Origin of the sequence: Chthoniobacter flavus Ellin428 (assembly GCF_000173075.1) — a bacterium.
GTDB lineage: Bacteria > Verrucomicrobiota > Verrucomicrobiia > Chthoniobacterales > Chthoniobacteraceae > Chthoniobacter > Chthoniobacter flavus.
Window position 1 is genome coordinate 126,268 of the sequence record NZ_ABVL01000014.1, and the last position, 22,742, is coordinate 149,009.

The following is a 22,742-nucleotide window of genomic DNA, read 5'->3' on the forward strand; positions in this document are numbered from 1 at the left end:
TCAGTTGTTCTCGGGAAGGCCTTCGCGGTGGCCGATGTTTTTCACGGGAGCGAAGATGTCCTGCACTTCGCGGAGCAGCGTTTCGTCGAGCGGTTCGGCGGCCCACTTGGCCCAGTTGCGAATGTTGTTCGGGTTGGCGCTGCCGGAGACCGTAGTGGTGATGTCCGGGTTCGCGAGGCAGAACTGCAGCGCGAGCTTGGCGATGTCCACGCCCTTGCTGGCGCAATGCTCGGCGGCCTGACGCGCCGCGGCTTTCACGTCTTCGGGTTCCTTCAGCCACGGGGGCAACGGGGCATTGGTGAGCAGGCGCGCGCTGAAGGGGCCGGCGTTCATCACCCCCACGCCTTTTGATTTGAGATACGGAACGGCCTCATCGGCGAAGCGCGTGTTCTGCAGCGTGTATTGATTGTAGCTGAGCACGCAATCGACGCTCGTCTGGTCGAGGATGAAACGGAAGATCTTCATCGGGTAGCCGGAGAAGCCGATGTAACGAACCTTGCCAGCCTGTTGGATCTTGCGCAACGCGGGGATCGTTTCATCGACGATCTGCTGCATGGGCACGAATTCGATGTCGTGGCAGAGGATGATGTCGAGGTGGTCCGTGCCGAGGCGGTGGAGCGACACGTCCACGCTTTCGGCCACGCGCTTTGCGGAAAAGTCGAAGTGCTGGAGATCGTAGCGGCCGAGCTTGGTGCAGAGCGTGTAGCTGTCGCGCGGCACACCGCGCAGGGCGATGCCGAGCAGCACTTCGCTCATCCCGCGGCCGTAAAAGGGCGAGGTATCGATGAAGTTGAGTCCGGAATCGAGCGCGACGCGCACGGAGTCGAGCGCTTCGTCGAGTTTCACGCTGCGGAATTCCTGCCCGAGCGACGAAGCGCCGAAGCTGAGGATGGGAAGCTGGAGGTCGGTCTGGCCGAGGCGGCGGGTTTGCATGGGAGAAAATCAGCGGGTGCTCATCTGCGGCTTGGTCGAGGTGCGCTTGAGCGTGATCTCGCCGTAGAAAACCGTGGCGCGTGGGTCGGTGACCTTGCTCGGCTTGAGCGAGAGGTGATACAACTTGCCGTCGTGGCGCAGGACGCCGGTGCCGGCGTTGTCAAAGCTGTCGGTCCATTTGAATTCGAGTTCGCCCTTCGCGTTCACCGTGCCTTCGCCATCGCCATCCGGCGCGGCGCCGGAGCCATCGGCATGCGCGGCGGAAAAGGAGGTCGTCGCGGTTTTGCCCTTTTGCTGCACGTCGAGGGAAAGCGGCGAATTGTTTTTCTTCGCGAGTTCGTAGTGGCCGGTGAGGCTGGCTGCCGCGGGATCAGCCGCGCGGACGGTCGTGGTGGTGATGGCGAGAAGAGCGAGAGCGAGGAGGCGTTTCATATCGCTAGTTGCGTTTGGGTGTGGAAAACACCGGCATCGGCGACTTCCCAGTCGCCGACCGACCCAACGCGTGAAGCGCCATCCCTTGGGCGTCGATTAGCAACGCAGGGTGACTGGGAAGTCGCCCCTCCCAGGTAACAGTTCGTTTGGCTGGGCGTGACATTCTATTCGGATGCCTAGTCCACCCGGCACCCCAGCGTGAGGAGCACATTGGCCCACAGCGACTGGTCGGCGGTCTGGATGGTGAGGATGTGGTCGGGCGATTCGACGTGTTGGTAAAAGTCCCATTTGAGGATCGGCTCGAGCGTGAGCTTCATGCCGGACTCCGCGACGATCTGGCGATACTCGGCCCACACCGGAGGGTCGCCCTGCTGCGCGTAGGGATCATCCGGCGGAATGCCCATGGTATTTACGTGATCGATGGGCAGAGCGCTGAGCAATGTGCGCAGCACTTGCGAAACGGTCGGCACGCCGGGCGTGAGTTGCAGGCACACCAGCTCGGCATTCGGGCCTTTCTTTGTCGCCGCGGGATAATTGCCATCGGCGATGAGGATTTTCGAATGATGCCCCCCGCGCGCGACGATGCGCAGGATATCGGGATGAAGGAGCGTGGTCTTGAGCATGCTATTTGGCGTCTTCGTAGTGGATCTTCAGGAAGGGCTTGAAGCTTTTGACGATTTTTTCCACCCAAGGATCATATTCCCTCGCTTTGACCTGCGAATACGTGAAATGCAGCACCGCGCAATTGTCTCCCTTGGTGTGGACCTTGCGGTAGAACTCCGTGCCATCCTTCACGCCCGAGACGACATACCAATTCGCCGCTTTCCGCTTGTAAGTAATGTGCCTGCCGAACTCCTTGAGGTCGTCTTCCCAGAGGGAGTTCAGGGTGGCGTCGACCAGGTAGTGTCCGTAGGCGGTGACGCTGAACTCCTTATTCTTGGTATGGTATTCGCGACCGTCGCCGTTCTCCGGTTCAGCGCTGGCAACCAGTTCGGCCGGGTAGCTCATCTTGAACCCAAAACGAAGGTTGACGTAATCACGCCATCCTGTGTCCGCCAGCGTGGATAACGGCAGCGCGAGAAGGATGAACCAAAACCAAACGTGTCTCATGACGCACTGCATTTGCGGAAGCTTTCGATGGTCTGGCGTGCCGCGGTGAGCGCATCCGGCTGCGGAAAAATTTCCGCCGAGAGATAGCCCGTGTAGCCGATCTCCCGCAGGGCGGCGATGATCGGCTCGATGCGCGTGTGGCCGCAGCCGATGGCCTGTCGATTCGAGTCGGCGAAATGCACGTGGCCGATCCAATCCTTGCCCGCGCGAATGGCCGCCGGGAGATCGCTCTCCTCGATGTTCATGTGGAAGAGATCGGCGAGGACCTTCACGCCCTTTGTCCTCAGACCACGGACGAAGTCCACCGTCGGTGCGACGCGATTGAACAGATTCGTCTCGTAGCGATTGAGGAATTCATAAAGCAGCGGCTGGCCGTGCGAAGCAGCGTGATCACCGAGTTCCTCGAGCCCTTCCGCAAGCCACTCCAGCGCGTGTTCGCGGGTGACGTCGACGTCGACCTTGCCCTGCATGGAACCAATGATCGCCGGCGCGCCGAAGCCCGCGGCGACATCGATGATCGCGCGAATGAAATCGCGTGCCCGCTGACGGAACGTCGGGTCCGGATTGGTCAGCGACCAATTATGAATAACCCAGCCAGCGCCGGTGCCGATGGCCGCGACCTTCAGCGAATGATGATCGAGCAATCCCTGCAGTTCGGCCTCGTCGATGGCGTTCGCTGCCGGCGGGAAAATTTCCACGGCATCGAAGCCGAGCTTCGCGGCTTGCTCGATCCCGTCGGCCAATCCGTCGTGAAAAACAAACGGACCGCGACGGGCTTGGGGAGTGATGGAGATGGTGATGGCGGAGCGCACGGGGAAGAAGGTTGAATTTAGCTTATAGAAACTGTGTGGCAGCGCAGATGCTCTTAATCATAATCATAATCTTACTCTCTTTTGTTAACCCGCCGTCAGAAGGAGGGATTAAGATTACGATTAAGCGTAAGATTAAGAAGCTGGTTTCTGGATTCGAGAATCGGTCCCGTGGTGGGAACCAGAAACTAGAAACCAGAAACTTTCGTCCTACCCGATAAACAGCGGCCGGAGATGCCGCGCGTAAATGTTCCCGGTCACATTGCGGCCGACGACTTCCGCGTTGGCTTCGAGCAGGTCGAGGTAACGGCGGCCGGCCTTGGCGGCGAGCTTGAAGCCGACGTGCAGGAGTTGGCGCAGGCTGGAGTTGAATTGCGGATCGCTCGGCACGTGGCGCAGGGCGCGGACGAATTGCTCGCTGGTCCAGCCATTCACCGTCTCAGCGCTGGGCAGCTTGGCGCGATCGATGTCGATGACCGAGGCATACGGCGCGCAGAGTTCATCCACATGACCGATCGCTTGCGCATACATTTCCCTGGCGAAGGCCAGGCCTTCGCCACCCGCTTCGGCGAGGCCGATGATTTCCTCCAGCCACGTCGTCCCGGCGGTCTTGAGGTGCAGGCCGGCGCCGAACTGCGGCAGCGTGCGGCGGATGATCGGGTAGAGCGAAAATTTGTCCGAGCCGCTGTGGACCGAGAGCTTGAGGTTCGCCGGCAATCCGTAGCGCGCGATGGCGTGGCGGATGACGGCGAGGTCGTCGTGGAATTCCTTCTCGAACTGCACGAGATCGCCGACGTAATCGACACCCTTGTTAAAGCGCCCGGTGAATTTCGGCGCGATGGTCTGGACGCGCACTTTTTCATCGGCCAGCGCGGCGAGGATGACGAGCAACTCGGGCGGCGTCTGCGGCGAATCCGTTTCGTCCATGGACACCTCCGCGATGATGTTGCCTTCGCCTTTGGCCTCGGCGATATGCCGGTAAATCTTGCCCGCGTCCTGCACGGCGAGAAGGAATTTGCCGGCGATGCGTGCGACTTCGTCGCGGGTGATTTCAAAGGGGCGATCGATGCCTTCGATCTGGACGCGGCCGAGGAGTTCGGGATGGCGATCGATAAAGGCGCCAACCGCTTCCGGCGCGACGGGCTGGGCGATGGAATCGGCGACGTCGATGGTGAAGAAATCAGAGCAGGGGAGGAAGCGGCCGACGGTCTCGAGGCGGATGTGATCGGCGTCCACGTGCCAGCCTTTTTCCCAGCCGAGGGATTTCACCGCGGCCTGCGCGGCGTCGAAGACGCTCTGCGGTTCCGAGCCGACGAAGGTGTGTTCGCGGTTCGATTTGTTCCAGACGGGTACGACTTCGACGCCATCCCTGGCGGCTTGTTGAAAGGCGCGCAACTGCGCGGCCGCCTGGTGGGCGAAACGGTCGCCGACGCCGATGGTGAATTTTTCGAGGGTGAGCATAAACGGGAAAGGGGAAGAGCGAGGGAGATAAGGCTATGCCGAGGGGACCGGGTTTGGGAATGGCGGGGATTGACTAAGGCATGTCGAATCTTGACCTTGTTTACGGTTGAACGTCCAAACGCACTTTCCCGAAAAACGTCCCAGCTTCGTCTCCACCCAGGTGGCGGAGGCGCGCCGCTATTATCTCGATCTCCAGCCGCGGGCGACGCGTGAGATCACGGTGGTATGCGGTGGCGTCGAGCGGGTGCGGCCCGATTATGTCGTGCAGCGGCGGACGTTTCCGTATTACGCGGTGGAATTTGTCGCGGAGGGCGAGGGCTCATTGCTGCTCGCGGGGAAACGGTGCCGGTTGCGGCCGGGTGTGGTCTTTGCCTACGGGCCGCGCGTGCCGCACACCATTCGCACGGAGCCGGGGCGGCCGATGTTGAAATACTATGTCGATTTCGTCGGGCGTCGGGCGAAGGAGTTGCTCGAAGACGGCCCGGTGCGGCCGGGGCGCCTGGCGCAGGTTTCGACGCCGGGGGAGATTCGCGAAATTTTCGAGTCGCTGCAGCGCAATGGTGGCGGCGAATCGCCATTTGGGCCGGCATTGTGTGCGGCGTTGATCCCGGTGTTGTTGCTCAAGATCGCCGAGCGCGCGGTGCCGGCGGGTGGCGCCGATCCGCGGGCGTTGGCGACCTATCAGCGGGCACGGGCGTTGATCGATGCACGGTTTCTGGAGTTCAAGACGCTCGACGACGCGGCGCGCGCGGCTGGGGTGAACCTGTCATATCTTTGCCGGCTGTTTCAGCGTTTCGATCACCAGACGCCGTACCGCCATCTCCTGCACCTGAAAATGAATCGCGCGGCGCAGTTGCTCCTCGATCGCGGAATGCTGGTGAAGGAAGCGGCGGCAGAGCTGGGATTCAGCGATCCGTTCAATTTCTCCCGGGCGTTTCGGAGTGTCTTCGGACTGGCGCCGGAGAAGTTCCTCGCACGGACGCAGCGGAGGGGGGAGTGAGGAATTCGGAATGACGAATATTGCCCTATTTGGCCTTCCCCGCTTCGAGCGTGATTTTTGCGACCGAGCCATTGGCTTCGACGTCCTTACTGAAGGCGAGCTCGACCTTCGCGGGGGCGGATTTGACGTTGGGGACGGTAACTGTGGGCGCTGAGGAATAGCCGTAGCCGCCGCTCACGACTTCAAAGCCGGTGACCACGCCGTTTTGCACGAGAGCGTTGGCGACGGCGGCCTTGGTCGGCCACATTTCGCCATGACTGCGGACGTAGCGGTAACGATTCGAGGCGGCGTCCAGTTGGTCGTTGGTGATGCCGTATTTCCCGAGTACGGACATGAGCGCGGCTTTGTTCGCTTGGGCTTCTTCGCGGGTCGGCCCGCCGCTGTCCACGCCGGCGGGATGGACGCGGCTGAAGGCGTCGCGGAAGACTTCCGGCGCCACGCCGAGCGCACCGGCGACGAGCGCGACCGGCCGTCCGTGATCGCGTGGATCGGTTTCATGGCCACCGGAGAAGACGACCGGCACTTTGGTGACCGCGCCTGCGGCGCCATCGGCTGCCGGGGTGTGGGTGACAGAAACAGTCAGGGCGATCGCCGTGAAAAGAAAAAGGACGGATTTCATGGAGCGAGGGGAGATTTGGCTGGGCCGGGGGGACTTTCCTTTAACAACTCCGCCGCCGCGCGGCTTTCTCTACGTAATTGCCAGTAAATGACGACGCGGAGGGGCGCGCTCGCCAGAACTCGGCTGCAGGGTGCTCGGCAACGACTGTGGTTTTAGCCCGGGCGATTCGAAAACGAAATCGAACGTCATACCGCCCCGCCTCGCCTACGCCCTACGGGTGCAGGTGAAAATGCCAACCTGTTCCCCGCGTTATTTCCTCCGCGAGCGGCGTCCGAATAGCGCGACGCCGCAGAGCAGCAGGGCGATGGAGGAAGGCTCGGGGATGAATTGAGGGGTGAAACTGATGCTTTGGGAGCTCAAACGAATGCTCTGGGTGGTAAGCGACGGCGTCGTCGATTCAGCTACTCCGAACTCGCCGCTGTGGTCGATGACCGCCCACACGGTGGAATCAGCAGCGTCCACGCCGTATTCGCCGAGATTGAAATCATTCGCCGCGTCATAGGCGCCCGAAACAAATTGGTGACTCGCGCCAGCATCGCTATCGCCGTTCACCGCGTTCTTCCAGGTGCTGTCGGAAGTATCCAGCCACGCCAGATACAGCTTCGAAGGGTCCGTGACCAAGCTGGGGTTATAGCTCATCTCCAGCACGTATTTGTCGTTCGCGGCCGGCGTTTCGGTGATGTTCAGCGAAAGGGGATCGCTGACGAGATTCTGCGCGGCCGGCAAAAAGAGCAGGGAAACCGTGCTGGCATTCGTCACCGCGCCACCGAGGAACGTGACCGTCGTGCCGTTGCTTCCGGCGACGCCATTTTTGATCGGGGGCAGCTTGGAGAGAAGGGTGGTCGCCGGCAAATTGAGATTCAGCGTGCTCGAACCGTTCAATGTAATGAGGTTGGCTTGAGGGATGCCTCCGGTGGTGAGATTCAGGGTGGAGGTATTGTTGATCTGGAACGCGGAGAGGGAGCCAGCGCCGATTACCGGGTTCACCGTCAAGATCGACCCGGTAGCGGGATTAATGGTTCCGATGCCGCCGGCGAGCGTCAGAATGCCGCTTCCACCGCGGATTAATGGTGCGGTCCCGACGATGCTGATCGTGCCGGCCGCTACATTATTGATCCCCACATTATTGATCCCCAAACTCAGGGTGGCACCTGAAGTGGTGAAAGTCGCGCCGGTATCCAGACTGCCGTTGAGGTTGAGCGTGGGAACGATCGAAGTCAGGATCGAACCTCCGCTTAGGTTCACCGCGGAAGTTACCGTGCCGGTCGTGGTAATGCTGCCACCGTTCCCAAAGGTCAGGAGGCCGCCGGCGAGTGTACTGTTGACGCCCGCAGAAACGGTTCCGCCCGAATTGAGGAGCGAACCGACAGTGAGATTCAGCACTCCGTTGGAAGTCAGCGTCGAATTGGCGCCGAGCAAGATCGGAACTCTACTGTTGAGGACGGAGCCCGCGTTGGTGATGACCGTTGAGCCGGTATAGAAGGATCCGCTGTTCAAAACCAAAGTGCCCCCGACAGAAAAGGTTGATCCCGCGGCCAGCGAGATGTTGTTGTTGCCGACAAACCTCGCTGAGTTATTGAGCGTCAGGCCGGTGTCGAGCGTGGCACCGCTGAATGTGTTAGTCGCGAAAGAAAGGTTCCCGATGCCGGTTTTTTCCAACGAGCCGACATTTTGCAGGGTGCCGTCCTGGGCGGCGTTGAAGACGGTCACCGTGTTTACGCCGGCAATGTCACCGCCGGTGTAAGGCAGGTAAGTGGAGCCATTGACCGAGAGCATCCCAGTGGAGTGGCCGGAATACATGATCAAGGTGGCGCCCCCTCCGGAGACGTCTTGCGCCTGGGCAGAAAGGACCGCGGCGGACCATGTGAGCACACAACCGACAACAACACTGGGAAAAACTTTCATACGCTTGTCTCTTGAAACCTGGAGTCCGCAGCATTGCGTAGTTCCCCAGGTAGACTCAAGGCTGAATAATAAAAACTTGATGCGCCTTTTGTTCAACAATTGTAGGTGTCGTTCGGGAGTCTTGGTGGGCAGGAAAGTGGCAGAAAGTCTCCCGCTGTTTTCGACCACGAATTCGTGATCTATCCCTGTGGCAGACGTTACTTTCCGTTATCTGCCTTCACAGGAATATTACAATCCCAGCGTCGCCAGTCGGCGGAGCCGTCGGCTAGGGGAGGGCGCGTTATGCACATGCTCGCCGACCTTGCCCTCGCCTCGGGATCGACAACCACTACGTGGATCTTTCTCGTGCTCGCCCTGGCGCTCGCGCTCGGGTTCGAGTTCGTGAATGGCTTTCACGATACCGCCAATGCGGTGGCGACGGTCATTTACACCCATTCGCTCAAACCCATGGTGGCAGTCGTTTGGTCCGGCTTGTGGAATTTGATCGGCGTGCTGAGCTCCACCGGCGGCGTCGCCTACAGCATCGTCGCGCTGCTGCCCGTCGAACTGGTGCTCCATGTCGGCTCCGGTTCCGGATTCGCCATGGTCTTCGCGCTGTTGATTTCTGCGATCATCTGGAACATGGGCACGTGGTATCTCGGTCTGCCGGCTTCGAGTTCGCACACGCTCATCGGCTCCATTCTCGGCGTGGGTATTGCCAATGCCATGCTCACCGGCCACTCGTTTGGCGAAGGCGTGAACTGGGGCGAAGCGCAGAAGATCGGCATGGCGCTGCTCATTTCCCCGGTCCTCGGTTTCATCTGGTCGGGGCTCCTGCTGCTCCTGCTCAAGATGATCGTGCGCAATCCCGCGCTCTTCGCCGAACCGGAGAAGGACAAGACGCCGCCGCCGTGGATCCGCGCCATCCTCGTTCTCACCTGCACCGGCGTCAGCTTCGCCCACGGCCGCAATGACGGCCAGAAAGGCATGGGGCTGATCGTTCTGATCCTTGTCGGTCTCCTGCCCGGCATCTACGCCCTGAATATGGGGCATTCGGAGAAGGAGATTCATGACCTCGTGGTCAAGGCTCAAGCGGCCCAGGCCTCATTTGCCCAGGATGCCGGTGGAGTGAAGGTCGAGGCCGGTCAACCGGCGGCCGACGAACTCAGCGCTTACATCAAACCCTCCGGCGCTCTGCGCAAGGAAACCTTCGCCGCCGTGGCCGCGCAGAGCCAGTCGATCGCCACGAAGCTGGACGCGCTTAAATCCTTCCACGATCTTCCCGAAACGGAGCGTCGCGCCATGCGCACCGAGCTCTATGTCCTCGGCAGCGCGCTCACGAAGATGGACAAGGGCGGCAAGTTCACCAGCCCTGCGGAAGCGGAGCAGGGCAAGGCCTTGATGAAAGACCTGGACGGGGTCACCAAATACATCCCCGATTGGGTGAAGTACGCGGTCGCCGTCGCCCTCGGCCTCGGAACCACCGTGGGCTGGAAACGCATCGTTGTCACCGTGGGCGAGAAGATCGGCAAATCGCACCTCACCTATGGCCAGGGCGCCAGCGCGGAACTGGTGGCGATGTGCACCATTCTCCTCGCCGACGGCCTGCACATGCCGGTGAGCACCACGCACGTGCTTTCCTCGGGCATTGCCGGCACCATGGCGGCAAACAAGTCCGGCCTGCAGATGCAGACGCTGCGCAATATCCTCTTGGCCTGGGTGCTCACCCTGCCGGTGTGCATCTTCCTCGGCTCGCTGCTCTTCGCCTTCGGCAACTTCGTCGTGCTGCACGTGCTCGGCGTGCATTGAGGTGGGGCGACGGGGGAATCTTTATTCCTTAATCCTTATTCCTTAATCGTTAATCCCTCCCTCTTCCTGCGGGCTGGGATTAACGATTAAGGAATAAGATTAAGGATTAAGAATTAACGGCTTTTTCCTCGGTGTAAAAACACCGTGCTTTGGCGGCGATTTTTGGGTAAGTTTGACGCCTTAACCCATTACACCCCATGAACATGAAATCATTCTATGCCACCGCTTTGGTGGCCAGTGCGTTGTCACTCGCGGCGATTGCCGCGGAACCGAAAGGCTGGACCGATAACTACACCCAAGCTGTGGCGAAGGCCAAGGCGGAGAAGAAATATGTGCTGCTGGATTTCACCGGCTCGGACTGGTGCGGCTTCTGCAAGGTGCTCGACAAGGAAGTCTTCAGCACACCGCACTTCGAGTCGTGGGCGAAAAAGAATGTCGTCCTCGTGACGGTGGATTTTCCTCATCAAACGCCGCTCAGCGCGCAGGTGAAAAAGCAGAACAGCGAGCTCATGTCCAAGTATCCCACCCGCGGCTTCCCGACGATCGTGATTACCGATGCGGACGGCAAGGAACTGGCGAAGGAGACTGGCTATCAACCCGGCACCGGCGCAGTAGCCTATGTGCAAAAGCTGGAGACGGAATTGAAGAAGAATGGGCCGCTGCCGGGGGAGACCAACGGCGGTAGCAGCAGTGCCGGCGGGACGCAGGAGCCTTCCATCTTCAAGACGCCGCCGGCGGGCACGAAGTAGTCGCAGGCTGCGAATAAGGACAACCGCAAAAGACGCCCGAGGGCCTTCGGGAAAATCTGCTAAGGTTTGCGTGCGCGCGTGCATCAACGCACGTCCCACGCTCATGCCAGATTCCCTCCCACCTTCCGACCAGCAGGTCGCCCTCGTGCAGATGTTGTTTGTGCAACACACGGCGGCTCTGCGTGGCTTCGTCCACGCGCTCATGCCGGATTTTGGGCGCGCGGATGATATCGTGCAGGAGACCTTCCTCACCGTCACCAAGAAAGCCGGTGACTTCGAGCAGGGGACTAATTTCCTCGGCTGGGCGTGCACCATCGCGCGCTACAAGGTCATGGAAACCGCGCGCAAGCAGCAGCGCTCCACCGCGCTTTCGCCGGACATCATCGAATCCCTCTGCGCCTGCGAGCCGGAGGCCGAGGCGAGCGACGAGCGGTTGCGCCATCTCAGCGAATGCCTGAAGAAACTCGCCCCGCAGGCCCGGCAGGCCGTGGAGATGCGTTATCAACAGGCGCACAAGCCGGCGGAAATCGCCCGGCGGCTCGGCTGGGGAGCGGAATCCGTCTACGTCGCCCTGTCGCGCGCCCGCGCCATGTTGCGCGAATGTGTGGCCCGCAAGCTCGCCGAGGAGGCGGTGCAGTAAATGGATTCCGCGCGTCTCGAACGCCTGCTCGACCGTTATCTCGACGAAGCGCTCACGCCCGAGGAGAAGACCGAGGTCGAAGGCATGCTGCGCACTTCGCCGCAGGCGCGGCAGACTTTCTGGGAACGCGCCCGCTTTCACGCGCTGCTGCGCGAAGCCGGCGCGGAAGGCCGTGGCCGCGAACTGGCCCAGGAACCCGATCGCCGCTGGCTGGACGTGCTCGCGCGATTGATCGGGTTGCTGCAACGCCACGCCGGTTGGGCGGTGGCCGCCGCCGCGGTGATTGTCGCGGTCGTCGGCATCTGGATGGCCTGGCGGCAGATCGAAGCACGCGGCGACCAGACCACTTCCGCCGTCGCCGTGCTCACCGAGGCCGTCGACATGGAGTGGGCGCCCGGCACTGGCGATCACGCCGTCGGCGGCCCGCTCTCGCCCGGCTGGTTGCGATTCGACTCGGGCCTCGCGCAGATCGAATTCAACGACGGCGCCCGCGTGATCGTCGAGGGTCCGGCGGAATTGGAAATCCGCTCGCGCTCCGAAGCCTATTGCCGCGAGGGCCGGCTCAGCGCGCAAGTTCCCGCCGCCGCGCACGGCTTCAAGATCGGCTCGCCGAAAATGACAGTCGTCGACCTCGGCACCACGTTCGGTTTCGAGACCCACGCTGGCGCCGCTCAAGTCCATGTCTTCGAAGGCAAGGTGCAGATCGCCGATGCCCGCAACGCGCCCAAAAAAGAGCTCCTCGCCGGCCAGGCCCTGAGCGTCGATGCCGATGGTCAGTGGCGCGAGATCACCGCCACCGCCTCGCTCTTTCCCAGCTCGGCGGCCCTCCAGCAAAAGGCCGCTTCGTCCTGGCAAAAGCGCGAAGCCGATTGGAAACTCGCCTCCAGCGCGCTGCAAGGGGACCCGACGCTCATCCTGCATTATACCTTCGAGAGCGATTCGAATTTCGATCGCCGCCTGCCGAATGTCGCCCATGGCGAGCCGCGCGCCTCGGATGGTGCGATCGTCGGCTGCCGCTGGGCCGAGGGTCGCTGGCCGGGCAAAGGCGCGCTGGAGTTCAAAGGCGCCGGCGACGGCGTGCGCGTGGAAATTCCCGGCGTCTTCGATGCCCTCACACTCGCCGCCTGGGTCCGCGTCGATGGCCTCGATCACAATTTCAACTCCCTCCTCATGGCCGACGCCTTCGACCGCGGCGCCATGCATTGGCAGATCACCAAGAAAGGCACGGTGAAGCTCGGCCTCGCCGGCGCCGGCGATTTCGACACCCCGGTCATTTTCCTGCCGGAACGCCTCGGTCAGTGGGTCCACCTCGCCGTCGTCGTCGACCGCGCCGGACACCGCGTCGCCCATTACGTCGACGGCGCGGAGGTGAGCACCGCGGCCTTCAAGATCGATTTGCCCTTAGGTTTTGGGCGCGCGGAGGTTGGGACATGGAATCCGGCGCCCCGGCAAGACCGCACGCCCGTGCGCACCTTCAATGGGCGCATGGATGAAATGCTCGTCTTCCGCCGGGCGTTGAGTGCTCAGGAAGTTCGCGACCTGGCCCGCAACGCCCTCCGGCCCGCTCCCTCCCCGCAATAAACTATGACCGCCCGTTCCTCCGTCCGCCTCGCCGCCGCGTCCCTCATCGCGTCGCTGCCGGCGTTCGCCGCCAGTCTCGACCCCGTCACCAAGCCGAACCCCTTTCCGCCGCAAAAGGCGGTGGTGGCGCGCACACCCGCCGAGACGCTCAAGGCCACGGAGTTGCCGCCCGGATACCATCTCGAGACCGTGCTCACCGAGCCGGAGATCAAGGAACCGGTCGCCATCGCTTTCGACGGTGACGGTCGCATGTATGTCGCCGAGTTGCGCAGCTACATGCAGGACATTGACGGCACGAACGAGCACGACCCGGTCAGCCGCGTCTCCGTGCACTGGTCCTCGAAGCACAATGGCGTTTACGACAAGCACGCCATCTTCGCCGACAAGCTCGTCCTCCCGCGCATCATGCTGCCGCTCGACAAAGGCCGCGTGCTCATCGGCGAGACCGACACCAGCGATCTTTACATTTACTCGGATACGACCGGCGACGGCGTGGCCGACAAGAAGGAACTCTTTTTCCAGGGCGGGCCGCGCGGCGGAAACCTGGAGCACCAGCCCAGCGGCCCCGTTTGGGCGATCGATAACTGGCTCTACACCACCTACAACGCCTACCGCCTGCGCTGGTCGCCTGATGGCCAGACGAAGAAGGAAAACACCGCGCCCAATGGCGGCCAGTGGGGCGTCTCGCAGGACGACTGGGGCAAGCTTTGGTTCGTCAATGCCGGCGGCGAAAAAGGCCCGGTGAATTTCCAGACCGGCATCGTCTACGGCGCCTTCAATACCAAAGACCAGATGGAGCCGAACTTCGAAGCCGTATGGCCAAAGGTTGGCCTGGCTGACGTGCAGGGCGGTGAGAATCGTTACCGCGAGGAGAATGGCACGCTCAATCACTTTACCGCCACCTGCGGCGGCGAGATTTATCGCGGCGATCGCCTGCCTGCCGAACTCCGCGGCGATCTCTTCTTCGGCGAACCCGTCGGCCGCCTCGTGCGCCGCGCCAAGGTCACGATGCAGGATGGCATCACGCATCTCAGCAATCCCTACGGCCAGTCGGAGTTCATTCGCTCCACCGATCCGCTCTTCCGCCCCGTCAATTTCAACACCGCGCCGGATGGCACGCTCTACATCACGGATATGTATCGCGGCATCATCCAGGAGGGGAATTGGGTGAAGGACGGCAGCTACCTACGCAAAGCGGTGCAGCAGTACGGCCTCGATAAACCCATCGGCCACGGCCGCGTCTACCGTCTCGTGCACGATGGCATGAAGCCTGGTCCGCAGCCGAGCATGAACAGCGAGACGCCCGCGCAACTCGTCGCGCATCTCGAGCATCCCAATGGCTGGTGGCGGGACACCGCGCAGAAGCTGCTCGTCATCAAGCAGGACAAATCGGTCGTCCCTGCGCTGGTCAAAATGGCCACCACGAGCAAGAACCCGTTGGCCCGCCTGCACGCGCTCTGGACCATCGAAGGGCTTGATTCCCTCACGCCCGAACTCGTTCGCGAAAAGCTCAAGGATGAAGACCCGCATCTCCGCGCCGCGGCCATCCGGGTGTGCGAGACGCTCTACAAGAATGGCGACAAATCCTTCGCCGCCGACGTCACGAACGCGACCAGGGACAAGGATGGCGATGTCGTCCTGCAGGCGCTGCTCACCGCGAAGTTGCTCGATATTCCCGATTGGAAAAAAACCCTCACGGACGTCGTGGCCACGAACAACCACCTCGGCGTGAAACAAATCGGCGACATGATCCTGCATCCGCCCGTGCAGCAGGCTCCGCTCGCCATGAGCAACGACGAGAAGAAGCTCTACAAGGCCGGTGAAGGCATCTTCCAGACCCTCTGCGCCACCTGCCACGGCATGGATGCTAAAGGTATGCCCATGGTCGGGGCCGCGCCCGGCGTCATGCTCGCCCCGCCGCTCGCCGGTTCGCATACCGTGAACGGCTGGCGCGAAGGTTCCATCCGCGTGCTCATGCAGGGCTTGAGTGGCGACATCGACGGCAAGAAGTACGAAGGCCAGATGATCTCCATGGCCACGAACGACGACACCTGGATTGCCAGCGTGCTCAGCTACGTACGCAACACCTTCGGCAACCGCGCCGGCTTCGTCACGCCGCAGCAGGTCGCCGCCGTCCGCGCCGTGGGCAAGGATCGCACGCAGCCCTGGACCGCTGCCGAATTGCGCGCCTCGCTCCCCCAGGCCTTGCTCAATCGCAAGTCGTGGATCCTCTCCGCCAGCCACAAGGCCGAGAACGCCGGCCTGGCCGTCGACGGCAAGGTCGAGACCCGCTACACCACCGGCACCCCCCAGGTGCCCGGCATGTGGTTCGAGATCGAGCTCCCGCTGGAAACGCAGGTCACTGGCGTGCAACTCGACGCCGGCGATTCGAAGAACGACTACCCGCGCGGTTATAAGCTCGAGCTCTCCAACGACGGCGAACACTGGAAGGAAGTCGCCAGCGGCAAAGGCACCACCGCCGTGACGGACATCCAGTTCACTCCCGCGAAAGCGAAGATGATTCGCATCACGCAGACCGGCTCAGTCCGTGGCAACTTCTGGTCGATCCACGAGGTGCAGGTCTTCGAGGCGAACACGACTACGGTGGCCTCCGCCGCTCCTGCTGCGCCGAAGGCGCACTGAGGCGGCTCCTATTATTCCTATTCGTCCTATTCCTCCTATCGGCGAATAGGAGGGATAGGAAGCATAGGAGGTATAGGACCCTCTACTCCTTGAGCCGCCAATGCGTGCTCAACAAGCTCGTCTTCTCCCCCGTCTGATCGATCTGGTAGTACACCGTGTAGATCGACCCATCCGCGAGTTGCACCGAACTCGGGTACCCCAAGTCGCTATTCGGCGCTGTGCGTAGAGTGATTTCATGCTCCACATCCCACGTCTTCCCGCCGTCCTTGCTGATACACGCATGCTCCCCAAACGGCTCCCGCCGCACGCCATAGACCACCAGCAGCCACCCATTCTTCAGCATTAGCAAATGCGGCGGGTAACCATAAATCGGCGTCTTGTGTGTGGTCGTCCAGGTCTTGCCGCCATCCGTGCTTTCCGTCTGCCGCAGATACGTCTGTGAATGGTCCTTCGGTTCCGCGCGGATCATTGCCACCAGCTTCCCATCCGGCAGTTCCACCACGTGCGGTTCATCCTGCATCCGCACGCGCCAATCCGGATCGCGCTGATCCTCCTCCGCCACCGGAATCTCCGCCAGGTATTGCCAGCTTCGCCCATCGTCGCGCGATTCCTCCACCCCGAGCTTGAGCACCTTTTCGTGCGTGCTCAACCCCACATAAAGCAGCCGTCCATCCTGCAATTGAATCGGCCCATGCGGCGCCGAGCCGATCGTTTTCACCGGCTTTTCCCAAGTCTTGCCATCATTCACGGAGCGCCGCGTCCAGTTCCCGTGATCCGCCACGATGGTCTCCGGGCTGATCTTCTCGATGTGCCGCTGCCACGAGGTCAGCAACTCCGGAGGCAGATTTTGCCACTTCAGTTTCTCCGGATACATAAACGCCGTCGAAGTAAACCAACTCACCAGCAGCGCCCCGGACTTCGTTTGAATGATCCCCGCATCGCGATCATCGAGCGGCGAGTTATTGATCGTCTCCGGCTCGCTCCACGTTTTCCCATCGTCGTGGCTGCGGACTATTTGCGTTTTGCCCCATGGACAAATATGAGCATCGCGATCCCCGGAAAAAACGACCAGCAATTCGCCGTCGCGAGTCCGGGTAATCGTCGGCCAGCCAATGTAATGCCCGGCCTGTTTGCAGACCGTGCCTTGCGAAAGAATCGTCGCCCCGTCATCCGCCGTGGCCACGGAAGGGGAGAACAGCAAGGCCAGGACAGGGGAGAGCGCGAGGAACCAAAGAGAGCGTTTCATGAGTTTTGGGGAGGGGGAGCAGGATGATCGTTGCCCAGAACAATCCCGCAGGCTGTGAAATGAAGAGAAAAATCAGTTTTCTGAGATTTCCCGCAAAAATCTCCCGCTAAGGTTTGGGTATCCCGTGCAATGTAGCCTTGCCAGTCAGACCGCATTCATTCCCCATACTCTGCCCCACTTTTCCCTGATCACCTCATGTCAATGAACCTACGACCCGTCATTCTCTCTCTCGGCATCGCGACGCTGCTCAGCGGTTTCCTGCACGCCGCGGCGCCGGCCACTCTCGAACTCAAAAAGGACGACAACGTCGCCATCGTGGGTAGCGGCATCGCCGACCGCCAGCAGTATCACCCCTGGCTGGAGGCGCTCATCCACAAGGCGTATCCGGATCTCCATCTCAAGGTGCGCAACCTCGGTTTCACCGCGGATGAAGTGAACGTGCATCCGCGCAGCGACGAAGTGCCGACCATCGAGCAATTCCTCAACATGAAGCCCGGGGACGACGACCCTCACGGTGGGCAAGACGGAAGTGACCTACCACTGGGGCGCTGATTTCCATGCCAATGTGATCCTCGCCTATTGGGGCTTCAACGAATCCTTCAAGGGCGAAGCGGGCCTCGAGGATTACAAGAAGGCACTCGACGAGTATCTGAAAAATCTGAAGACCTCGGACTTCGGCAAGGGCCACCCCCGCGTGGTGCTCTTCTCGCCCATCGCCAATGAAAACCTGAAGAGTCCGAACTATCCGGACGGCACGGCGAATAACAAAAACCTCGCGCTCTACACCAAGGCGATGGCCGAAGTGGCCAAGGCGAACGATGTGCAGTTCATCGATCTCTTCACTCCCTCGGAAAAACTCTACAGCCAGGCCGCGCATCCGCTGACCATCGATGGCGTCCATCTCACCGACGAAGGCGACAAGGAACTCGCCCCCGTGCAGTTCAGGGCGCTCTTCGGCAAGGACGGGGCGAGCACGACCGATCCTACGGTGGACAAGATTCGCGATGCGGTGCTGACCAAGAACGACGAGTGGCATCATCGCTACCGCACCGTGGACCAGTACAACATCTATGGCTCGCGCTCGCGCATCAAATACGCCTCGCCGGACGATCCCAAGAACGCGCCGGACAACGCCACCATCATGGGCGAAGAAATGGCCCAGCGCGATGTGAAGACGGCCAACCGCGACCAGGCGGTGTGGGCCGCCGCGGAGGGCAAAGCCTTCACGGTGAAGGATGACAATCTGCCTCCGGTGGACAAGGTGCCTTCCAATCGCGTCGGGCCATTCCCGGTGCAGACCAAGGAGGATGCCACGGTGAATACGACCACGGCGAAGCCTTCGCCGAAAGCGCCGCTGCGCCCCTACATCGAGAAGGGCGAAGACACGCTGAAGTACATCAAGGTGCCGGAAGGTTGCAAAGTGGACTTCATCGCCTCGGAAAAGGAATTTCCCGAGCTGATCAATCCCGTGCAGATGGCCTTCGATACCCGCGGGCGTCTGTGGGTGGCCTCGTGGCCGAACTACCCGGAGACCACGCCGACGACGAAGGTCTTCGACAAACTGCTCATCTTCGACATCGACCCGAAGACCGGAAAATTCACCAAGTGCACGACGTTCGCCGACGGCCTGAACTGCCCGACCGGCTTCCAGTTCTACAAGGACGGTGTGATCGTCATGCAGTCGCCGGACATGATTTTCCTCCGCGATTCGACGGGCAAGCAGATGCATGCCGACACGAGTGAGCGCATCGTCAGCGGTCTCGACGCGGCGGACTCGCATCACGAGACGAACTCGATCTGCTACGAGCCGGGTGGTGCGGTGTATTTCAGCGACGGCGTCTTCCATCGCACGAATGTGGAGACGCTCAACGGGCCGATCCGCAACCAGAACGCCGCGATCTATCGTTACGAACCGCGCACTTCGCGCTTCGATCGCTACGCGCCGTATGGCTTCGCGAATCCGCACGGGCGCGTGTTCGACTACTGGGGTAATGACATCATCACCGATGCCACCGGCAACAATTCGTATTTCGCGCCGGCGTTCAGTGGGCATCTCGACAGCGGCGCGCACCCGAAAATGAAGCAGTTCTGGGACCGGCCGTCGCGTCCGTGCCCGGGCACGAACATTCTCTCCAGCCGGCATTTTCCGGATGACTGGCAGGGGCAATTCCTGGACGGCAACGTGATCGGTTTCCAGGGCATCTTCCGTGCGAAGATTTCCGAGGACGGCGCGGGCCTCAAGGCTGTGACGATCGATCCGCTGGTCGAAGGCCTCCTTGGCGATGACACACACGAGGGGAACCCGGACTTCCGCCCGAGTGGCATCGCCGTGGCGCCGGATGGTTCGCTCTACTTCATGGACTGGTCGCAGATGCTCATCGGCCACTTGCAACACCATCTGCGCGATCCGAACCGCGATCACCTGCACGGCCGCATCTACCGCATCACCTATCCCTCGCGTCCGCTGCTCACGCCGAAGCCGATCTACGGCCAGAGCATTCCGGCGTTGCTCGAGCTCTTGAAGGAACCCGAGGACAACGTGCGCCAGCGGGCGAAGATCGAGCTCGATACTCACGACACCGCCGAGGTCATGGCTGCGACGGACAAGTGGGAGAAGGCGCTCGATAAGTCGGACAAGAATTACGAACACAACCGCCTCGAAGCGCTCTGGGTGCACCAGTGGCAGAACGTGGTGAACCTCGATCTGCTGAATGACGTGTTGAAGTCGCCCGAGCCGCGGGCTCGCGCGCAAGCCGTGCGCGTCCTCTGCTACTGGATGGATCGCGTGCCCAACCACATGGCGTTGCTCGAGACGGCGATCAAGGATCCCGCGCCGCGGGTGCGTCTCGAAGCCGTGCGTGCGCTCAGCTTCGTGAAGGGGCAGGATGCTCAGAAGGCCTTCGATCTCGCCCAACTGGAGATGATGGATAAGGACTACTATATCGACTACTGCTTCCGCGAGACGATGCGCCAGCTCGGTTCGCTGCCGGAGAACCAGGGGAAGATCGAGAAGACTCCGATCCTCGCCGCGCGTCTGCGGGCCGTGCCGGATGCGAAGTATGGTCCCACGCGCAAGAAGCTGACTGCTGCGGAGCAGAAGATGTACGACTTGGGCAAGGAGGTCTTCAACAAGGACGTGCATTGTGCGACCTGCCATCAGCCGGACGGCAAAGGGGTGGAAAATACCTACCCGCCGCTCGCCAAGAGCGAGTGGTTGGCGGACCAGGATCGTGTCATCAAGATCGTGCTCAAGGGACTTTATGGAGAACTGAAGCTCCAGGGCAAGACTTACGGACCGTCGAAGAACACGCCGCCGATGGTGGGCTTCGGCCCGCTCGACACCGACGAGGAGATCGCCGCGGTGATCTCTTTCGTACGCCAGTCGTTCGGCAACGACCTCGACTTCGTGAAGCCGGAAGAAGTGAAGCGCGTCCGCGAAGAGGTCAAGGACCGGAATATCTTCTACATGACGGACGATATCCTGAAGGAGCATCCGCTCGTGCCGAAAGACGCGAAGGCTCCGGATGCAAAGAGCGCCGACGCGAAGAAAGCTTCCGAGACAAAGGCTCCGGCAACCAAATAACTTCGATCCGGGTTCGCCCTCGATCGCGATGCAGTTCGCCAGGTTATGGCGAGCGCAATATCGAGATCGACCAGGCAGGAACGGTCAATAGTTGATCGGCCCTCACGGTGCGTTGCAATGGCGGTTCATTCCGCGTTGGGCGCCCGTGGGGGCCTTCTGCGTACCAATGGTATTGCCGCGCGGAATAAGTGACGAGCGTGGCTGCGCCGTGAAACGCCCGGTCGCCGCGAAGCGTGATCAGGGCCGGTCGGCTGGGATCTTTGTTAATCATCAACAGGGACGCCGATCCATCCGGGCGCTGCAATGCGAATGCGCTGAAGTGATCTGCGGGAAGGTTGGAGTGGACGCGTAACACCTGATGCAGACCACCTTGCGGATTCAGCCAATCGCTCGAGATCATGCGCAACGCATGGAAGGTGGCCACGGGGGTGACGTCGTTTTGGCCTTTCGCTTGCAGCAACATGACATGCCGTCCCCACGAACCGGTCGTCTGATTGAGCGCATCGGGTTCGCACCCGTAGAAGTAAGCGGCCTGCCCGCCACTGCAGAGAAATTGCGCGACGGTCTCGGCATTCAGCATCGCGCCACCGAGGTCGACTTCGTGTTCCGTGAAATAGGCGGAGTAGTTGTATTCGCCGAGGATGATGGGCAGATGCTCCGTGCTGAAATGCCGCATGGATCCCGCCAGTTTGCCGGGGGCTTGTGCCAGTTGCCCGGCCTCCGGCGTCCAGACATCATCGAAGGGGTAGGAAACTCGAAGGAGAGGAATTGGAAGTTCACCCCGCTTGTCCGCGAATCCAGCCAGGGCGCGACGGAATCGCCGCAGCCAGTCGCGATAGAGGAGCCCGAGGTAATCGGCATCGCCGGTCATGAAACTCGGCCCACCGAGGATGGCGTGCGGTTCGATGTGACGAATGCCACGCGCCACTTGGGCATAGAGCACCGCGAAGTCGCGTGGATCGACGCGTTGGCCATCCGGTTCTTCGCCGAGTTCGAAACGCGCGATGGGATGGTTTGCTCGCCGCATATAAGCCGCGAGCGCGATGGCATCCTCCGGCGTGCCGTAGAGTACCGGCACCGCGAGCATCGTGGGCAACCCGCGGGTGATACCTGAGCGAAAGACGAGATCAATGCCGGGTTGTTCGGTCTGGCGATCACGATCGGAGGCGCGATGCCAGGGGTCGGTCGAGGAGACGTAGGTGATCGTCTGCCGCTGATTGGCCGAGTGGTGCACCTGGTCGTGAAACACGCCTGCGGCGTCGCGCCATCCTGCCTCGATCTCCCGAATCGCATAACCCAGCCGATCCCGCACATCCTTCGAACCTGTCGCCGCGGTGCCCGATCCTTCCGTCATCCAGATACGCAGATAGCGAGCCTTGATCGGGTCCTTCGAGAGGATCGAGAGCGGTGCGCCGCCGGTCCCACGAGTGATCCTTCCATTTTCAAAGCGATGCCACACGCCTCTCGGATGCTGGCCGAAATAGACGCACCCGCTGTCCGCATATTCCACGTCGAAATGCGTGGCGTAAGGATCGGCCCAATGAATGCGAATGGCATTGAGCGGAACGGGCTTTTCGAAATCGATCAGCACCCACGCTGGGTGATGCGCATCCGGTTCACCCGTGAACTGCGAGGCGAGGTACGGATTGCTCTTCCAAAACGTCGCGGCATCTCCGTCGTCGAGCATCGAGTAGCCATCGTCATTCGCTTCATCGTGCGTATCCCCGCGTCGCGGGAGCTTGTAGCCGTAGGAGAGAAGGATCGGCCGGTCACGCTGCGGCGTAGCGCTGGAGGTCCAGTATCCCTGCTGATGCCGCGGATCGCTCCATGTGCCGCGCGGGTTCCAATGCCATGCCTCAACTCCAAGCTCCGTGCGCAGGCGAAACGAGACCGGGCCAAGCCCCGCGCGCAATATCTGCCGCACATTCTCCGGCGAAAGCATGCGCGCGACTTCGCCATCCCGATGGCCATCGATGCCTCCACCCAACGCAACCTGCGGATCAAACTGTGCTGTCGGGTGAACCGAGTCGATGGTCAGCCGAATCTCTTGCGGTTGCGCCGCTACGGCAGGCAAAAGCGCTCCCAACAAAAGCAATGAGGACGCTACGTACGATCGACGGAAGACAGGGAATTTCATCAAGGACGGACTGTTGGGCGGCACCGTTCTATTTTCCGCAGGTGGGTTTGGCTACCGCAGACGTCGGGCCGGCGAGCAGCTTTTCCGGGCCAAATGCCATCAAAGG

General features: G+C 61.4%; 18 protein-coding genes. 8 read left to right on the plus strand and 10 right to left on the minus strand.

Features of this window, described 5'->3' with window-relative positions:
- From CFE428DRAFT_RS20925 to CFE428DRAFT_RS20950, 6 genes are all read right to left on the minus strand, one after another.
- On the minus strand, positions 1–933 hold the full coding sequence (locus CFE428DRAFT_RS20925) for an aldo/keto reductase (RefSeq protein WP_006981643.1): 933 nt from the start codon (positions 931–933) through the stop codon (positions 1–3).
- Between the two features lie 9 nt (positions 934–942).
- The gene (locus CFE428DRAFT_RS20930) at positions 943–1,365 is read right to left on the minus strand and encodes a hypothetical protein (RefSeq protein ID WP_006981644.1); all 423 of its coding nucleotides are present in this window, start codon (positions 1,363–1,365) and stop codon (positions 943–945) included.
- Between the two features lie 176 nt (positions 1,366–1,541).
- The gene (locus CFE428DRAFT_RS20935; protein WP_006981645.1) at positions 1,542–1,988 is read right to left on the minus strand and encodes an RbsD/FucU family protein; all 447 of its coding nucleotides are present in this window, start codon (positions 1,986–1,988) and stop codon (positions 1,542–1,544) included.
- A gap of 1 nt (position 1,989) precedes the next feature.
- On the minus strand, positions 1,990–2,475 hold the full coding sequence (locus tag CFE428DRAFT_RS20940; RefSeq protein WP_006981646.1) for a hypothetical protein: 486 nt from the start codon (positions 2,473–2,475) through the stop codon (positions 1,990–1,992).
- The gene (locus CFE428DRAFT_RS20945) at positions 2,472–3,287 is read right to left on the minus strand and encodes a sugar phosphate isomerase/epimerase family protein (protein ID WP_006981647.1); all 816 of its coding nucleotides are present in this window, start codon (positions 3,285–3,287) and stop codon (positions 2,472–2,474) included. The genes CFE428DRAFT_RS20940 and CFE428DRAFT_RS20945 overlap by 4 nt, the downstream gene beginning before the upstream one ends.
- Positions 3,288–3,494: 207 nt before the next feature.
- On the minus strand, positions 3,495–4,745 hold the full coding sequence (locus tag CFE428DRAFT_RS20950) for a tagaturonate epimerase family protein (protein WP_006981648.1): 1,251 nt from the start codon (positions 4,743–4,745) through the stop codon (positions 3,495–3,497).
- Between the two features lie 106 nt (positions 4,746–4,851).
- Between CFE428DRAFT_RS20950 and CFE428DRAFT_RS20955 the strand changes: the two genes are divergently transcribed.
- On the plus strand, positions 4,852–5,745 hold the full coding sequence (locus CFE428DRAFT_RS20955) for a helix-turn-helix transcriptional regulator (protein ID WP_006981649.1): 894 nt from the start codon (positions 4,852–4,854) through the stop codon (positions 5,743–5,745).
- A 25-nt stretch (positions 5,746–5,770) separates the two neighbouring features.
- Here the strand turns inward: CFE428DRAFT_RS20955 and CFE428DRAFT_RS20960 are convergent, their stop codons facing one another.
- Both CFE428DRAFT_RS20960 and CFE428DRAFT_RS20965 read right to left on the minus strand, forming a co-directional pair.
- Entirely contained in the window at positions 5,771–6,364 is a 594-nt protein-coding gene (locus CFE428DRAFT_RS20960; protein WP_006981650.1) for a hypothetical protein, read from the minus strand.
- 249 nt (positions 6,365–6,613) lie between these two features.
- On the minus strand, positions 6,614–8,269 hold the full coding sequence (locus CFE428DRAFT_RS20965) for a beta strand repeat-containing protein (RefSeq protein ID WP_006981651.1): 1,656 nt from the start codon (positions 8,267–8,269) through the stop codon (positions 6,614–6,616).
- 282 nt (positions 8,270–8,551) lie between these two features.
- Between CFE428DRAFT_RS20965 and CFE428DRAFT_RS20970 the strand changes: the two genes are divergently transcribed.
- The 5 genes from CFE428DRAFT_RS20970 to CFE428DRAFT_RS20990 all read left to right on the plus strand — a co-directional run bounded on the left by CFE428DRAFT_RS20970 (position 8,552) and on the right by CFE428DRAFT_RS20990 (position 15,670).
- The gene (locus CFE428DRAFT_RS20970) at positions 8,552–10,057 is read left to right on the plus strand and encodes an inorganic phosphate transporter (protein WP_006981652.1); all 1,506 of its coding nucleotides are present in this window, start codon (positions 8,552–8,554) and stop codon (positions 10,055–10,057) included.
- 197 nt (positions 10,058–10,254) lie between these two features.
- Complete coding sequence (locus CFE428DRAFT_RS20975; RefSeq protein ID WP_006981653.1) at positions 10,255–10,806, plus strand: thioredoxin family protein; 552 nt, start codon at positions 10,255–10,257, stop codon at positions 10,804–10,806.
- A gap of 103 nt (positions 10,807–10,909) precedes the next feature.
- Positions 10,910–11,446, plus strand: coding sequence for a sigma-70 family RNA polymerase sigma factor (locus CFE428DRAFT_RS20980; RefSeq protein ID WP_006981654.1), 537 nt, complete (start codon positions 10,910–10,912; stop codon positions 11,444–11,446).
- Complete coding sequence (locus CFE428DRAFT_RS20985; protein ID WP_006981655.1) at positions 11,447–13,027, plus strand: LamG-like jellyroll fold domain-containing protein; 1,581 nt, start codon at positions 11,447–11,449, stop codon at positions 13,025–13,027.
- Positions 13,028–13,030: 3 nt separating this feature from the next.
- Positions 13,031–15,670, plus strand: coding sequence for a DUF7133 domain-containing protein (locus tag CFE428DRAFT_RS20990; protein WP_006981656.1), 2,640 nt, complete (start codon positions 13,031–13,033; stop codon positions 15,668–15,670).
- Between the two features lie 82 nt (positions 15,671–15,752).
- On the opposite strand, the gene CFE428DRAFT_RS20995 is transcribed toward CFE428DRAFT_RS20990, so the two are convergent.
- On the minus strand, positions 15,753–16,916 hold the full coding sequence (locus CFE428DRAFT_RS20995; protein ID WP_006981657.1) for a sialidase family protein: 1,164 nt from the start codon (positions 16,914–16,916) through the stop codon (positions 15,753–15,755).
- A 201-nt stretch (positions 16,917–17,117) separates the two neighbouring features.
- Between CFE428DRAFT_RS20995 and CFE428DRAFT_RS34125 the strand changes: the two genes are divergently transcribed.
- Together CFE428DRAFT_RS34125 and CFE428DRAFT_RS21000 are read left to right on the plus strand one after the other, a co-directional pair.
- Positions 17,118–17,468, plus strand: coding sequence for an SGNH/GDSL hydrolase family protein (locus CFE428DRAFT_RS34125; protein ID WP_006981658.1), 351 nt, complete (start codon positions 17,118–17,120; stop codon positions 17,466–17,468).
- Positions 17,431–20,499 carry a DUF7133 domain-containing protein gene (locus CFE428DRAFT_RS21000; protein WP_006981659.1) on the plus strand — a complete coding sequence of 1,023 codons (3,069 nt, stop codon included), beginning with the start codon at positions 17,431–17,433 and terminating at the stop codon, positions 20,497–20,499. The genes CFE428DRAFT_RS34125 and CFE428DRAFT_RS21000 overlap by 38 nt, the downstream gene beginning before the upstream one ends.
- A gap of 43 nt (positions 20,500–20,542) precedes the next feature.
- Here the strand turns inward: CFE428DRAFT_RS21000 and CFE428DRAFT_RS21005 are convergent, their stop codons facing one another.
- Positions 20,543–22,636 (minus strand): discoidin domain-containing protein, encoded by a 2,094-nt coding sequence (locus CFE428DRAFT_RS21005; RefSeq protein WP_083805272.1) that lies wholly within the window; start codon positions 22,634–22,636, stop codon positions 20,543–20,545.
- Between the last annotated feature and the right edge of the window lie 106 nt (positions 22,637–22,742).